The sequence below is a fragment of the Pseudomonas petroselini genome, from assembly GCF_045037875.1.
GTDB lineage: Bacteria > Pseudomonadota > Gammaproteobacteria > Pseudomonadales > Pseudomonadaceae > Aquipseudomonas > Aquipseudomonas petroselini.
In genome coordinates this window covers 2737884-2751992 of sequence record NZ_CP173614.1, presented here as the reverse complement: position 1 = coordinate 2751992, position 14109 = coordinate 2737884, and the positions used below count along the sequence as shown (strand labels likewise).

Annotated in this window: 17 protein-coding genes; 1 reads left to right on the top strand and 16 read right to left on the bottom strand. The window is 58.6% G+C overall.

Annotated features, from left to right (window positions below; translation table 11 throughout):
• Positions 1-16: 16 nt before the first annotated feature.
• The 8 genes from phnE to ACI512_RS12880 all read right to left on the bottom strand — a co-directional run bounded on the left by phnE (position 17) and on the right by ACI512_RS12880 (position 7208).
• A complete protein-coding gene (phnE, locus tag ACI512_RS12915; protein WP_012723051.1) occupies positions 17-799 on the bottom strand; it encodes a phosphonate ABC transporter, permease protein PhnE in 783 nt (260 codons plus the stop codon).
• A gap of 170 nt (positions 800-969) precedes the next feature.
• Positions 970-1971 (bottom strand): phosphonate ABC transporter substrate-binding protein, encoded by a 1002-nt coding sequence (phnD, locus tag ACI512_RS12910; protein WP_236379189.1) that lies wholly within the window; start codon positions 1969-1971, stop codon positions 970-972.
• A gap of 32 nt (positions 1972-2003) precedes the next feature.
• Positions 2004-2837, bottom strand: coding sequence for a phosphonate ABC transporter ATP-binding protein (gene phnC / locus ACI512_RS12905; RefSeq protein ID WP_405121839.1), 834 nt, complete (start codon positions 2835-2837; stop codon positions 2004-2006).
• 304 nt (positions 2838-3141) lie between these two features.
• Positions 3142-3453 (bottom strand): histidine phosphatase family protein, encoded by a 312-nt coding sequence (locus ACI512_RS12900; protein WP_250948540.1) that lies wholly within the window; start codon positions 3451-3453, stop codon positions 3142-3144.
• A gap of 51 nt (positions 3454-3504) precedes the next feature.
• The gene (locus ACI512_RS12895; protein WP_236383757.1) at positions 3505-4755 is read right to left on the bottom strand and encodes an ATP-grasp domain-containing protein; all 1251 of its coding nucleotides are present in this window, start codon (positions 4753-4755) and stop codon (positions 3505-3507) included.
• Entirely contained in the window at positions 4752-5663 is a 912-nt protein-coding gene (locus ACI512_RS12890) for an EamA family transporter (RefSeq protein ID WP_405121838.1), read from the bottom strand. The genes ACI512_RS12895 and ACI512_RS12890 overlap by 4 nt, the downstream gene beginning before the upstream one ends.
• Before the next feature lie 35 nt (positions 5664-5698).
• Entirely contained in the window at positions 5699-6259 is a 561-nt protein-coding gene (locus ACI512_RS12885) for a phosphoribosyltransferase family protein (protein ID WP_236383755.1), read from the bottom strand.
• Positions 6249-7208, bottom strand: coding sequence for a cysteine synthase family protein (locus ACI512_RS12880; RefSeq protein ID WP_405121837.1), 960 nt, complete (start codon positions 7206-7208; stop codon positions 6249-6251). The genes ACI512_RS12885 and ACI512_RS12880 overlap by 11 nt, the downstream gene beginning before the upstream one ends.
• Before the next feature lie 451 nt (positions 7209-7659).
• Here ACI512_RS12880 and ACI512_RS12875 point away from each other — a divergent pair, with 451 nt between their 5' ends.
• Positions 7660-7935: a DUF6124 family protein gene (locus tag ACI512_RS12875; protein WP_236383752.1), complete on the top strand. Its 276-nt coding sequence runs from the start codon at positions 7660-7662 to the stop codon at positions 7933-7935.
• Between the two features lie 191 nt (positions 7936-8126).
• Here the strand turns inward: ACI512_RS12875 and ACI512_RS12870 are convergent, their stop codons facing one another.
• Genes ACI512_RS12870 through ACI512_RS12835 form a run of 8 tightly spaced genes read right to left on the bottom strand, consistent with a single transcriptional unit; the run spans position 8127 to position 14093 of the window.
• Complete coding sequence (locus tag ACI512_RS12870) at positions 8127-8522, bottom strand: hypothetical protein (RefSeq protein ID WP_064052909.1); 396 nt, start codon at positions 8520-8522, stop codon at positions 8127-8129.
• Between the two features lie 15 nt (positions 8523-8537).
• Complete coding sequence (gene ccmI, locus ACI512_RS12865; protein WP_236383837.1) at positions 8538-9725, bottom strand: c-type cytochrome biogenesis protein CcmI; 1188 nt, start codon at positions 9723-9725, stop codon at positions 8538-8540.
• A complete protein-coding gene (locus ACI512_RS12860) occupies positions 9718-10191 on the bottom strand; it encodes a cytochrome c-type biogenesis protein (protein ID WP_064052911.1) in 474 nt (157 codons plus the stop codon). The genes ccmI and ACI512_RS12860 overlap by 8 nt, the downstream gene beginning before the upstream one ends.
• Positions 10188-10724: a DsbE family thiol:disulfide interchange protein gene (locus ACI512_RS12855; RefSeq protein WP_046035737.1), complete on the bottom strand. Its 537-nt coding sequence runs from the start codon at positions 10722-10724 to the stop codon at positions 10188-10190. Before ACI512_RS12855 ends, ACI512_RS12860 begins: the two co-directional genes overlap by 4 nt.
• Positions 10721-12709 carry a heme lyase CcmF/NrfE family subunit gene (locus ACI512_RS12850; RefSeq protein ID WP_250948547.1) on the bottom strand — a complete coding sequence of 663 codons (1989 nt, stop codon included), beginning with the start codon at positions 12707-12709 and terminating at the stop codon, positions 10721-10723. Before ACI512_RS12850 ends, ACI512_RS12855 begins: the two co-directional genes overlap by 4 nt.
• 3 nt (positions 12710-12712) lie before the next feature.
• Positions 12713-13168: a cytochrome c maturation protein CcmE gene (gene ccmE, locus ACI512_RS12845; protein WP_012723035.1), complete on the bottom strand. Its 456-nt coding sequence runs from the start codon at positions 13166-13168 to the stop codon at positions 12713-12715.
• Positions 13165-13341, bottom strand: a complete 177-nt coding sequence (ccmD, locus tag ACI512_RS12840; RefSeq protein WP_003172771.1) for a heme exporter protein CcmD — start codon at positions 13339-13341, stop codon at positions 13165-13167. The genes ccmE and ccmD overlap by 4 nt, the downstream gene beginning before the upstream one ends.
• Positions 13338-14093, bottom strand: coding sequence for a heme ABC transporter permease (locus ACI512_RS12835; protein WP_012723034.1), 756 nt, complete (start codon positions 14091-14093; stop codon positions 13338-13340). The genes ccmD and ACI512_RS12835 overlap by 4 nt, the downstream gene beginning before the upstream one ends.
• Positions 14094-14109 lie beyond the last annotated feature (16 nt).

The window sequence follows — 14109 nt, the reverse complement described above, 5'->3', positions numbered from 1 at the left end:
GGGCACCCCTCCGACGTCAGATGAACTGCTTGCGCAGGCGTTGGGACAACACGTCGATAGCGCTCACCACCACGATGATCACCAGCAACACCGCGCAGGTTTGTACGAACTGGAAGGCGCGGATGTTTTCCCAGAGGATCACGCCGATCCCGCCCGCACCGACCATGCCCACCACCGTCGCCGAGCGGACATTGGCTTCGAAGCGGTACAGCGCGTAGCTCACCCACAGCGGCATCACTTGGGGGATCACGCCGTAGATCACTTCCTGCAGGGCGCTCGCGCCGGTGGCACGTACGCCTTCCACCGGGCCTGGATCGATAGCTTCGACGGCTTCGGCAAACAGCTTGGCGAGCACGCCGGTGGTGCTGATCCACAGGGCCAATACACCGGCGAAAGGGCCGAGGCCGACGGCGACCACGAACAACATCGCGAAGACCATTTCATTGATGGAGCGGAAGGCGTCCATCACCCGGCGCAGGGGTTGGTGGACCCACCAGGGGGTGATGTTGTCGGCGCACAAGATGCCCAGCGGCACCGAGCAGACGATGGCCAACACCGTGCCCCAGAGGGCGATTTGTACGGTGACGATCATCTCCTTGAGGTAGGAGCGCCACTCGTGAAAGTCCGGCGGGAAGAAGTCGGCGGCGAAGGTCGCCATGTTTCCGGAGTCGCGGTACAGCGCCAGCGGGTTCATTTCCGCGCCGTGCCAGGCCCAGGCGAGCAAGACCAGGAACAGGCCCCAGCCGAGGTATTGCGGCCACGTGCGTTTGCCGACGGCTTCAGCGTGCAAGGTAGTCATGGGTCACTCTCGATCAATGTGTATGAGTGGGCTTTCTGTGGTGAGCCTGGCTTCTGTGGTGAGCGGGCTTGCCCCGCGCTGGGCTGCGCAGCAGCCCCAATGGCTCTGCTGTGAACCCGGAGGGAGACAAGCCCCCTCACCCCAAAAGCACTCCGCATACAGGCGGGGGATTAGCCGTTGACCGCAGTTTTCTTGTCCAGCTCGGAGATGCGCTGTTGCAGCTTCGCCAGGTCGGCGTCGATGTCGGCGAGCTTCTTGGCCTTGTCGGCCGCGTCCAGCTTGCTGTCAGCGCTGATCGTGGTGCGCTGCTTGAACAGCTCCAGCTGGCGGATCGGCAACAGTTGGTCGTCGTTGGAGGCGAGGAACTTGCCCAGCTGCATGTTCTTCAGCACCACCTTCTCTTCATCGGTGTCGCCATAGTTGGCAAAGAAATCGCGGATCTTGGTTTTCTCGCTGTCGCTCAGCGCCTTGCTCCACACCATCGGGTCGGCCGGGATCAGCGGCGATTTCCAGATCACCTTGAGCATCGCGGCTTTGTCGGGCTGGGTGACTTCCAGGCGGTCCCAGCTTTCGGTGTTGAAGGTGGCCACGTCCAACTGCCCCTTGGCCACGCTCAAGGCGTTGACTTCATGGCTGGAGTTCAGCGTGCGTTTGAACGCGGTGGCGGCGTCCACATTGTTCTTGGCGAACACGTAGTAGCCCGGCACCAGGTAGCCCGAGGTGGAGTTCGGGTCACCGTTGCCGAAGGTCAGGTTCTTGGCATTCTTGAGCATGTCGTCGACGTTGTTGATCGGGCTGTCCTTGCGCACGATCAGCACGCTCCAGTAACCGGCGGCGCCGTTGGCGGCAGCGGTCTGGGCGAAGATCTCGCCGTTGGAACGGTCCACCGCTTCCATCGCGGCCTTGTTGCCCAGCCAGGCCACGTCGACCTTGTTGAAGCGCATGCCCTGGATCAGGCCAGCGTAGTCGGAGGCGAAGGTGGCGTTGATGGTCAGGCCGGTCTTCTTGTGCATGTCATCCAGGAACGGCTGCCAGATGCTCTTGAGGTTCTGCGAAGACTCGGTGGACATGATGCCGAAATTGATCACCTTGTCAGCGGCGTGGGCGTTGCCCAGCGCGACACTGGCCAGCAACACGGCAGACAAAAACACATGGCCGATACGGTTCAACATGGACGGGACTCCTGTGGGTCGTGAGTAGGGTTTCAAGCGCGCGCCAAGGCCAGCCGAGGGGGCGCTTCGGCACGGCGGGTTTGGTCGGAACACATCAGGCTGGTGTCGACGTCGGCACCGTATAAATCGTTGAGAAACTGGCTGCTCATCGAACTGCCCTGCCCGTCGAAATGAATGCGCCCGCCTTTCAGAGCCACGGCACGCGGGCAATAACGCATGGCGTAATCGACTTGATGCAGGGTCACCACCACGGTCTTGCCGTCGCGGTGGTTGATGTCGGCGAGGATCTCCATGACCTTGCGCGCCGACTCCGGGTCGAGGGACGCGATCGGTTCGTCGGCCAGGATCACCTCGGCCCGCTGAGTCAACGCACGGGCAATCGCCACGCGCTGCTGCTGGCCGCCGGACAAGGTCGAAGCCCGTTGCGCGGCCAGATCGGCCAGGCCGACGCGCGCCAGCGACGCCATGGCAAACGCCTTCTCCTCGGCATTGAACAGCCCCAGGTTGCCACGCCAGCGCGGCATCCGGCCCAGGCACCCGAGCAGCACGTTGTCGAGCACGCTCAGGCGATTGACCAGGTTGAACTGCTGGAAGATGTAGCCGATGTCCGCCCGCAACCGCCGCACCTTGCCATTCAAGCGTCCACTGGCCTGCACCTCCCGGCCGAGCACCTTGACGCTGCCGCCGTTGCGCTTGTCGCAACAGGCCAGGCCCGCCAAATGGCGCAACAACGTGGACTTGCCGGAACCGGAAGCGCCAATCAGCGCGACCATCTCACCAGCGGCAATGGTGAGTTCGAGGTCGACCAACGCAGGCTTCTTCGCAAAGGTCTTGTTCAAGTGATCGACATGGATAGCGTGCGTCATGGGCTTCTCTGTCTTGTTTGAACAGCCAGGGGATGGCTGCGGTTGAGTTCAAACGACAGTAGGCGCGGGAGGTGTCAGTGCTATTACTTGCACATGACTGGAGGGGGTCGGCTGGATGAAGGTTTTGTGAAAGGTTGGAATGTGACCGCAACCCCCTGTGGCGAGGGAGCTTGCTCCCGCTGGGCTGCGAAGCGGCCCCGAAACCGAAGGGCGCGGTGTGTCAGGTGGATAGAACGTGACGGGATCGGGACTGCTGCGCAGTCCAGCGGGAGCAAGCTCCCTCGCCACAGGGGTCGGAGGTGTTTCAGTGAGATTCGAAGGGCGAAACAGTCGGAAGCCTCTTCAGTTCAAAACCCTCGAAAACACCCACATCGCGCTCGCGGAAGCTGTCCATCGTCACGGGTTCAAGGTTCAAAGCCTGATTAAGAATCTGCGCCGTTTGCTGGGCTCGCAGACGTGGGGAGACGATCAACACGTCGATGCCGCAGGGCAGGTTCTTGCTCAGAGAGACGGCCTGTGCCCTGCCCCGCTCGGTCAATTCCGGATCGAGTGCGCCGAGGTAGCGGTGCTCGGCGTTGGCCCAGGTTTCGCCGTGGCGTATGACGTGGAGATGCATGAGGTCCGTCTCGTTGAAAGCGGCATGAGAAAATGAACAACGGCGCAAACTTCAACGCCTCCCTATATAGCTTCCCTGCAACTCAAGTGCGCGCACTCTGCGGTAATCTGCTGCGATAACTGCACGGTCCGCATGAACCAGATAGACAGTCCCTGGCTGACTGAAAACGTCATGGGTCGCGCCTATGTGCTCACCGTTCTCAACGTAAAAAGCCGCTTCATAAAAAGAATCCAGCTTGCGCAGCTCGCTCAGGAACTGGTCCTTATAGAAATAGCCTTCCAAGCGGTTGATCAGGCCAACATTGTAGGTATGTTGCAACAGTTGATAATGCTCTCCTTTAACCAGCCGCTGCGTAAAATGTTCAGGTTCGACGATGGATAACACCACCGCATCAATCTGCCCAAGACCAGTGGTTTGCCTGGATACGCCCGGGCGAAGAATGCCATCGGTACGGGCTGCAATTTCCACCAATTTCGGCCCGTCCTCGGTGAACATGACCTCCGCGTGGCTGGGTCCATTGTGGATACCCAAGCATCGCACTACGGCCCGAGTGTAATCCACCAATACCGAATAGACCGCCGAGTCGGGCCCGATTAACTCGTCAATGTCATAGAGGATCCCGCCCCCCTGCGTGCGCTGCTTTTGATAGCGCACGACTTCAGTGACGAGCTGCTGGCCGTCCAGGGAGACCATATTCACCACATACTCCAACCCGGCCAGGTACTCCTGAATCAAGACCTGGGTGTTTGGGATATTCAATCGGTTTGTCGTCCCCAACAGCTTTTTCACGGCGATCTCACAAGCGTCCATGTCCTCGCAAACAAACACCCCATCCGCTCCTGCACTCTCAAGGGGTTTGATTACCACAGGAAAACGCCCGTGGGTGTTGATCCAGCCTTGTGCGAGGTCCCAGGTACTGGCGAGGAACTGTCGTGCGGCGGGTAATTGCGCCTGGGTAATGCACTGGATCATCTCGTACTTGTTTCGACGGGCATGGGTTTTGTCGAAATCATTGCGATACGGCAGCTGCAGTCGCTCGTTCAACTGGTCGGCGAGCAGCACACCGGTTTCGGCACCGGCGATGATGAACTGAGGCTCGAAATGCTCGACACTCGCCACCGTCGCTGCGAGATCGATATTGACGATCATCTGGTCATACAGCGTTTGGTCGAAGCCCTTGTAATAGTAACGATCCAAACTGCCGGATGAGGCCACATGCATCAGCAAGCACCCCTCTTCGTTCAGTCGTTTGGCGACAAATTTACCGGATGAAAATCCGTCGACCACCACTACTTTAATCATGGTACCGCCCTCCTCATTGCGTACAAGGCCCGCCCCAACAGCAAAAGCACAATGATGCTGACGGCCGCAACACTTGCCACGGAAAACGCCACTCGGGCATCCAGGTACTGGAGTAACAGGACAAATACCGGAAGGGTCAGCAACACCAGAGATACGTGGATCGGAGTGAGGTAATAGATGGTTTTCTGGATCAAGTAAATCGGCAATAAATGGCCGATCACCACCAGGATCAACATGGGCAGAATTAACTCTCGATTAATGGAAAAACTTCCCCCCGCCACAGGAATTGCGATGACACAAACAGCGATCATGGCGATGTTTCTGACGGCCAGGATTTCATAAATGGCCCACTGCCGAGCAAACATTTTCTTTGAAAATACTGTGTACATGACAGTGCCCAGGGCACAGGCCATCACGCTGGTGATCCCCATCAACCGCTGCCCCACGGTGGTGGTGGCGATACCACTATCGCCCGTGAAGGAGTTGAACAGCATGATCCCAACCGAAATGAGCACCAGACAGGATACAAGTGCGTCGGCAAGAGCAGCTTTTGGGTTGCGTTTGTCGAGCAGAGAAATAATTAACGTGAGTGCCGGACCACAGGCTACCGAGGCTACTCCAACGACGGCGGGCTCAAGATAACGAAGGGCATAAAATAGGCCGCCCCAGTTGAGCAGTACAGAAATATTCACGAGACCAATTAACCACCATTGCCCTTGAAGCTTCAAATACAACGAGCTCGCATCTCGACACAACGCGTATGTGGAAAATAAAGCTGTAGAAGCTATAAAACAATAAAAAACAACTAAAAGCGTATCAACAGCCTGTGTCACGAACGCTACGTATACGTCGAACGCCGCACTCATCAAGCAAAAAATCAAACCAATGACGATACCTTTCCGCAGCATGGGCTTAAATCACTCAAATTTGTTAGCGGGCACATTCAAACCACACGCACACTTTGATCCTCCACAACTATCTTTATAAGTGTTTTAACCCTAATTCCCGTTTTCGCCTGAACATTCTTAAAACCACCATTCCCCATTTTCTCAACAGCACAAATAACATCAACCAACTGGCCTCCCGCACCTTGAACCGCCTCGACCATGGCAATTACAGCGCCACCAGTGCTCAACGTATCATCAATTATTGTGACCTTATCTCCCGCATCAATCCCATTAAGATACATCTTCCCCTGAAAGTACTCTGAGTCAATATTGACTACCTGTTCATTTACATCTCCAAGGCTATACGGGTACCACCTTGCCATAGCCATCGGAATACCCGTCAACAAAGAAATGGTCGTGGCAAGGGGAGCACCTTTATCTTCTTCAGTCACAATCTTCGAAACATCAAGGTCCATCAGCCTGATTAAATTCTGGGCTACCTCAATTAACACAGCAGGCCGCAAAGCAGGTATCTGATCGGTAAATTCGTTTACCGTTGTCAATGACTTACCAGAATTCACAACTTTCGCTTTTTTATAGACTTCTTCAAGTAGCATCAGCCACCTCACTGTATTCAGGGTAAACTCCATCCCAACGACTTACGTACTTCCACGAACCATCAAAAAACAAAGTAATAATATTTTTTCCGTAAAAGTCTTTAGCAAGCTCCTCACAAATCAATAAATTCGCACCGCAGGTCGGCCCTATTGAAATTTTTTCCTCTCTAATAAATCGCTTCATTCGAGCCCAAGCATCAGAGCCATTCACCACTCTCACTTCATCAATAAGTTCGGATATTGTATTAACCGATAATACCCCAGCTCCCAGCCCCATTAAGTTATGAGAACAGTGCTCAAAATGCAGGTTATTTCTTTCTGAGTACAATGGCGCAGAACTGCTGACTTCTATCCCTACGGTTTTTATGTTTCCGTACTCTCGCCTCAACACCTCGGCAATACCTGAGAACGTGCCGCCAGTCCCGATTGAACACACGAAAAAATCAGGTATCACACTCATAGCTTTCAGCGACGTCACTATTTCATTCCCACAGACACTCCAAGCCTCTCTATTCAACAGACTATTGGATTGATCTAGAAAATAATGCCCACCTGAAGAACATTCAGCCAGATAACGTTTGGCCTCAAGGACTGCACCTAATAGAAAACCCTCCTTGGGAGTTTCAACTATCTCTGCACCAAAAGAGAGTATTTGTGCCTTTCTCTCTTCAGTCATTCCTTCGGGCATAAATATTTTAACATCATAACCCTTCAACTTACCTATCCATGCGAGTGCCGCACCACCATTGCCAGTTGAGCAGTCTACCAAGGTCATGCCGGGCTCAATAAAGCCCGCCTCTTCCAACCGACTGACCATATTTAAATAAGTTCTGTCCTTATGACTTCCAGACGGATTCAAAAACTCGAACTTAGAAAAACACCTGTTTCCATTCGAAGAAACGGTCGCCAACTCTAAAAATGGCGTATTACCGATATCTGCTAGCTTCATCTCAAGCCCCACAAACCAGGAGAATACTTTTAAGCTAACGGATTAATCCCAAAAAAAATAGCTAGCCAAACGGATAGGTAGCAATTAAACGAGCGATCTGACTTTGTACTTATCTATATATGTAGGATACATCCGACAAATTCAACACCATCAAAAAAAGCCAACTCTCAACGCGACTGTTCCTACAACCTCTGTGACTTGCAATTGCTATAACGCGCCATTAGCCTCTCTCGGTCGCTGCTCATCAGCGATCAGGCTTGGTCGCCTGGATTAGAATGGCGCACAGGGCCGCGCAAGCGGCATTATTGTGCTCGCGTTATGGCGAGCTGTGCGTGGGAGGGCTTAGGCCCTGCCGGGTTTCCATTCCCTGGTCGACCAACCTGCGTACAGCTCGCCACCCTTCTGCTTGGTCGCGGAGGGGGTGAGCTCCAACTGAATGGAGATTTACTGCATGAAAAAAGTTACTCCAAATCCCCCGCCATCCACGTCGGATGACACGCCGCAAACCTCACCCAATCTCATCTTCACCGTCCGCCCCGGCCTAAGCATCGACGCAGCCTTGAGCAATGCCAGCGAGATGTTGGAATCCGCAACCGTGTGTGCTTACGACTGTGCCGAGCATCTGGATGGCTCGGGCCGCAAGCAGGTGCTGGCGGTGGTGCAGATGATTGAGATTGCGCAGTTGTGGGTGGATGAAGCGCTGAATCGGGCGTGTCCGGTGGTCTGACAGCCGATGAGGTCTCCTGTGGGAATTGGCTTGTCGGATCGCCGCACCTCTGCGATGGCGGTTTAGCTGCAATTGATTCGGTGCCTGACACACCGCCATCGCGGGCAAGCCCGGCTCCCACAGTTGATCTTCATTGGCTTGGAGAAGGCGTTTCACTGGCAAGAAAAAGGCGACCCGAAGGTCGCCTTTTGTCATTGCGCGTACTGCTTGCTTAGCCCCGGTGGCACGCCCTGCACGTCGGTCTCTTCCCAAGGCCCGTTCGGGCTGATCGAACGGCTCCAACCGTTGCTCCAGCGGTAGTACGTGCGCTGGCGGTAGAAGGTGTCGGGCTGGTCTTCCAGCACGTACACCTGCATCTTGCCGTCCCAGTGGCTGGCGGCGCCCGGTGGTGGGGCGAAGGTCGGCGATTTGGTCGGCACGGGTTTCGGTGGCGGGGTAACCGGGCCGGAGGGTTTGGTGCTCGGCTGGGTCGATGGGCCTGACGGTGGGATGGTCGGGCCGGTGGGCCCGGGCGGTGGGCGGTGGACCGCACAGGCGCTCAGGCCCAGTACCAGGCTGAGCAAAGTGATGCGTGCAAATGCGGTCATAGGCGTTTCCTCGAGTTACTTGTCCGGACTGTCGATGGTCAGCTGCTGCAAGGCAGTGGTGGTGCTGGCCAGGGGTTGGCTGCGGCCGATCCATTCGCCAGTGGTCGGTTGACCGGCCCGGGATATGCGCGCAACCAGTTGGACTTCAGGGAAGTTGGACAGTTTCAACTGCGGCATCATCGCGTCGGCGTCGCCGAGTTCGACGGTGATGGGCAGCTCGGCGACGGTGACGCGCTTGGCGGCCAGCGGTGCCGGCGGGCCTTTCACGGCACGGGCGAAGATAAATACGCTGTCGGTGGGCAGGGCCTTGGCTTTCACGTCGGCGGACAGGTCCACGCGGACGTTCATCACGTTTTTTTGAGGAGCAACGGTGCCGCCACTCTCTTTGAGCTTCTCGGCAGCGCGGTCAATGCCACCTTGAAGCGCTGCGCGGGAGTTGTCTTGCGGCGGCAGCTGGGCCAACAGACGATTCCAGTAGTCGATAGCCTCTTGATAACGCTGGCCTTCAAAGGCAGCTATACCCAGCAGGCCGAGGCTGGTGACTTCCTTCGGATCGAGCTTCAACGCCTCGTCGGTGAGCGCCTGCACCTTGGGCGACCACTGTTTGTTGTCAGCAAAATACTGCGCCTGGGCCCACTGGCCGAGCAGTTCCGGCTGGCGCCCGGCCAGCGCCACGGTGCGTTCGAACACCTTGGCGGCATCGGCGGAACGGTCCTGGGCCATGTAGGCGCGACCGAGGAAGTACAAGCCTTCCGGCGAGTCCGGTTGGGCAGCGGCGGCGCGTTCCAGGCGGTGGGTCATGTCTTCCATGGACACCGGCGGCTGGGAGAATTCGCGGGTCAGTTCAACCTTGTCGCTGGCCCCGTAATGCAGGTACAGCGCAACCCCCAGGACCGGCACCAAGAACGCCGCCAGAAATGGCAGTGGCTTGCCCAGGCGCGATTCACGGGGTTTTTCCACGCCTTCCGTGTCAGCCAGTAATTCACGCGCCGCTTCGGCGCGGCCGGTGTCGAGTTGCGCGGCATTCAGTACGCCTTCGTCCTGCTGCACTTGCAGCTCGGCCACGCGTTCTTGGTAGAGCGCCACGTTCAGCGCGGTACGATCCTCTTCACGCTGGGCGCGGCGGCCGCGCAGGACAGGGATCAACAGGAAACTCAGGGCAATCAGAAGCAGCAAGCCGGCTGCGAGCCAGAAATCAATCATCAGTCTTGGTGTCCAGCAATTGGTCGAGGCGTTTGCGCTCTTCGGGGGACAGCGCGTCGGAACCATCGGTCGGCGCAGCACGGCGACGGCGCACGATCACCGCCATCACCACCACGCCCGCCAGCAACAGCCCGGCGGGGCCGAACCACAGCAGCGCGGTCTTGCCGGTGAGGGCCGGTTTGTAGCGCACGAAATCACCGTAGCGGTCGACCATGAAGTCGATGATCTGCTGGTTGTCCTTGCCCTCCCCCAGCATGCGGAAGATCTCTTTGCGCAGGTCGGCGGCGATGGGCGCGTTGGAGTCGGCGATGTCCTGGTTCTGGCACTTGGGGCAGCGCAGTTCCTTGGTCAGTTCGCGGAAACGCTCGCGGTCCCCGTCCTTCGCGAATTCATAGGTGTCGATGGCGGCGTGGGCCACGCCGACCAGTCCAAGCGCCAGCAACGCAGCGGCTAACAGACGCTTCATGGCTTGGCCTCATCGACCAGTGCCTGGTATTTGGCGGCCAGTTGCTCGCGCCACACCACTTCGTCGATCACGCCGACGTACTTGTCGCGGATCACACCCTTGGCGTCGATGAAGAAGGTTTCCGGGGCGCCGTAGACGCCCAGGTTCAGACCGAGGTTGCCGTCTTCATCGCGGATGTCCAGTTGGTACGGGTTGTGGAACTCAGCCAACCACTTCAAGGCCGCGGCATTGTCGTCCTTGTAGTTGATGCCGTAGATCACCACGCCCTTCTCGGCCAGCGTGTTCAGCACCGGGTGCTCGACGCGGCAGGAAATGCACCAGGTGCCCCACACGTTGACCAGTGCCGGTTTGCCCAGCAGGTCGGCCTGGGTCAGGGTCTTGTCGCCCTGCACCGTTGGCAGGCTGAACGCCGGGAACGGCTTGCCGATCATGGCCGACGGCAGCTCGGCCGGGTCCAGATAAAGGCCGCGATACAGGAACACCGCCACCACCAGAAACATCGCCAGTGGTACGACCATCAACCAACGCTTCATACCGCCGCTCCTTGCAGACCGAGGGCTTCACGCACCCGGCTCTTGACCTTGACCCGATACCGTCGGTCCAGCGCGGCCAGCAAACCACCAAAGCCGGTAAGCAAGCCGCCGAACCAGATCCAGCGCACAAACGGTTTCACATGCACCCGCACCGCCCAGGCACCCTCGCCCAACGGTTCACCCAGCGCCACATACAGGTCACGGGTGAAACCGGCGTCGATGCCGGCTTCGGTCATCATCGAACTCTGCACGGTGTATAGGCGTTTTTCCGGGTGCAGCACGGCGATTTCCTTGCCATTGCGCACGACACGCACGGTGCCTTTGTCTGACGTAAAGTTCGGCCCTTCGAAGTGCTTGGCACCTTCGAAGATGAAGTGGTAACCGGCCAGGTCCATGGACTCGCCCGGCGCCAGGCGCAAGTCGCGCTCGGCGCTGTTCTGGCTGGAGAGCACCACGCCAAGGGCGCACACGGCGATGCCAATGTGGGCGATCTGCATGCCCCAGTAGCTGCGGGTCAGGGTCGGGAGGCCTTTGACCAGGCCTTTGTGACGGGTCTTGTCGAAGATGTCGCGCACGCCGGCCAGCAACACCCAGGCGGCGAGCAGGAAGGTCGCGAGCACCGCCCAGTTGAAGTCGCCATAGGCAAACCCGGCGATCACCGCCAAGGCCACGCTGCCGAGCAGCACCGGCATCAGCATGCCGGCCAGCCATTTCACCGGGGTGTCTTTCCAGCGCACCAGCATGCCCACCGCCATCACCACCATCAGCAGGCCCATCAACGGGATAAACAACGCGTTGAAATACGGCGGGCCGACGGACAGCTTGGCGCCGCTCAAGGCGTCCAGCACCAACGGGTACAGGGTGCCGAGCAGGATCATCGAAGCGGCCACCACCAGCACCAGGTTATTGCCCAGCAACAGGGTTTCCCGCGACCACAGGTTAAAGCCGACCTGGCTCTTGACCACTGGCGCGCGCAACGCAAACAACGTCAGGGAGCCGCCGACCACAAACAGCAGGAAGATCAGGATGAACACGCCGCGCTCCGGGTCGGACGCGAACGCATGCACCGAGGTCAGCACGCCCGAACGCACGAGGAAGGTGCCGAGCAGGCTGAGGGAAAATGCCGCGATGGCCAGCAGCACCGTCCAGCTCTTGAACACACCGCGCTTTTCGGTGACCGCCAACGAGTGAATCAGCGCAGTGCCGACCAGCCAAGGCATGAACGAGGCGTTTTCCACCGGGTCCCAGAACCACCAGCCGCCCCAGCCGAGTTCGTAATAGGCCCACCAGGAGCCGAGGGTGATACCAATCCCGAGGAAGGCCCAGGCGACAATGGTCCACGGCCGCGACCAGCGCGCCCAGGCCGCATCGAGGCGCCCGCCGAGCAAGGCGGCGATGGCGAAGGCGAAGGCCACGGAGAAACCGACATAGCCCATATAGAGCATCGGCGGGTGCACGATCAGGCCGATGTCCTGCAGCAGCGGGTTGAGATCGCGCCCGTCCACCGGGATCTGCGGCAGGATGCGGGTGAACGGGTTGGAGGTCATGATCAGGAACAGCAGGAAGCCGATGCTGATCATGCCCATCACTGCCAATACGCGGGCCAGCATCACTTGCGGCAGCTGGCGCGAGAACACCGACACCGCGAAGGTCCAGCCGCCGAGGATCAACGCCCACAGCAGCAACGAACCTTCGTGGGCGCCCCACACGGCGCTGAACTTGTAGTACCAGGGCAACGCGCTGTTGGAGTTATTCGCCACATAGGCGACGGAAAAATCGTCGGTCATGAAGGCGTAGGTCAGGCAACCGAACGCGAACACCAGGAAGGCACATTGGCCCCAGGCGGCCGGCTGCGCCAGGCTCATCCACAAGCGGTCGCCGCGCCAGGCACCGAGCAACGGCACCACGGCCTGAACGATGGCAAAGCACAGGGCGAGGATCATCGCCAACTGGCCCAGCTCTGGAATAAACAGTGCGGACGTCATGGCTTAGCCCTCCTTGGCAGGCGTTGGCGCGGATTGGCCGCTGTCTTTCAGGGCCTTGGTCACTTCCGGTGGCATGTACTTTTCATCGTGCTTGGCCAGCACTTCGTCGGCCACCACCACGCCGTCGGCGTTGAGCTTGCCCAGGGCGACGATGCCCTGGCCTTCGCGGAACAGGTCCGGGAGGATGCCGCGATAAGTAATGGTCACGGCTTTGTTGAAGTCGGTGACGACGAAGGTCACGTCGAGGGAGTCGCCGGAGCGTTTGAGCGAGCCCTTCTCCACCATGCCGCCGGCACGGATGCGCGTGTCGATCGGCGCTTCGCCATTCGCGATCTGCGTGGGCGTGTAAAACAGGTTGATGTTCTGCTGCAAGGCGCTCAAGGCCAGGCCGACGGCAATGCCGACGCCCACCAGAATCGCAAGGATGATCAACAGACGCTTTCTACGCAGCGGATTCACTTTTCGGTCTCCCGGCGCAGACGTCGCGCCTCTTGTTGCAGGTAACGCTTGCGGGCCAGGATCGGCGCGGCGACGTTGAGGGCCAGCACCGCCAGGCAGATGCCATAGGCCGTCCACACATACAGGCCGTGGTGGCCCATGGCGAGAAAATCACTGAAAGAAGCAAAACTCATCCGCGCGCTCCCAGGCTGTTTTGCACTTCGGCCTTGACCCAGCTGGTGCGGGCTTCACGCTTGAGCACTTCGAGGCGCATGCGCAGCAGCAACACGGCACCGAAGAAACAGTAGAAACCCAGCACCATCAGCAGCAGCGGCGCCCACATTTCCACGGGCATCGCCGGTTTTTCAGTGAGGGTGAAGGTGGCGCCCTGGTGCAGGGTGTTCCACCACTCCACCGAGTATTTGATGATCGGGATGTTGATGACGCCGACGATGGCCAGCACCGCGCAGGCCTTGGCGGCACTGTCACGGTTGCTGATCGCGTTGCCCAGGGCAATCAGACCGAAGTACAGGAACAGCAGGATCAACATGGACGTCAGTCGTGCATCCCACACCCACCACGAGCCCCAGGTCGGCTTGCCCCAGATCGCGCCGGTGACCAGCGCCACGGCGGTCATCCACGCACCGATGGGCGCAGCGCATTGCAGGGCCACATCGGCGAGTTTCATCTTCCACACCAGGCCGACGATGCCGCACACCGCCAGCATCACGTAGCAGGACTGCGCCAGCATCGCGGTAGGAACATGGATGTAAATGATGCGAAAACTGTTGCCTTGCTGGTAGTCCGGCGGCGCGAAGGCCAGGCCCCAGACCAGGCCGATGCCGATCAGCAACACGGCGGCGACGCTCAACCACGGCAGCAGTTTGCCACTGATGCCATAGAACCATTTGGGCGAGCCGAGCTTGTGAAACCAGGTCCAGTTCATTGCTGTTTCCATCACG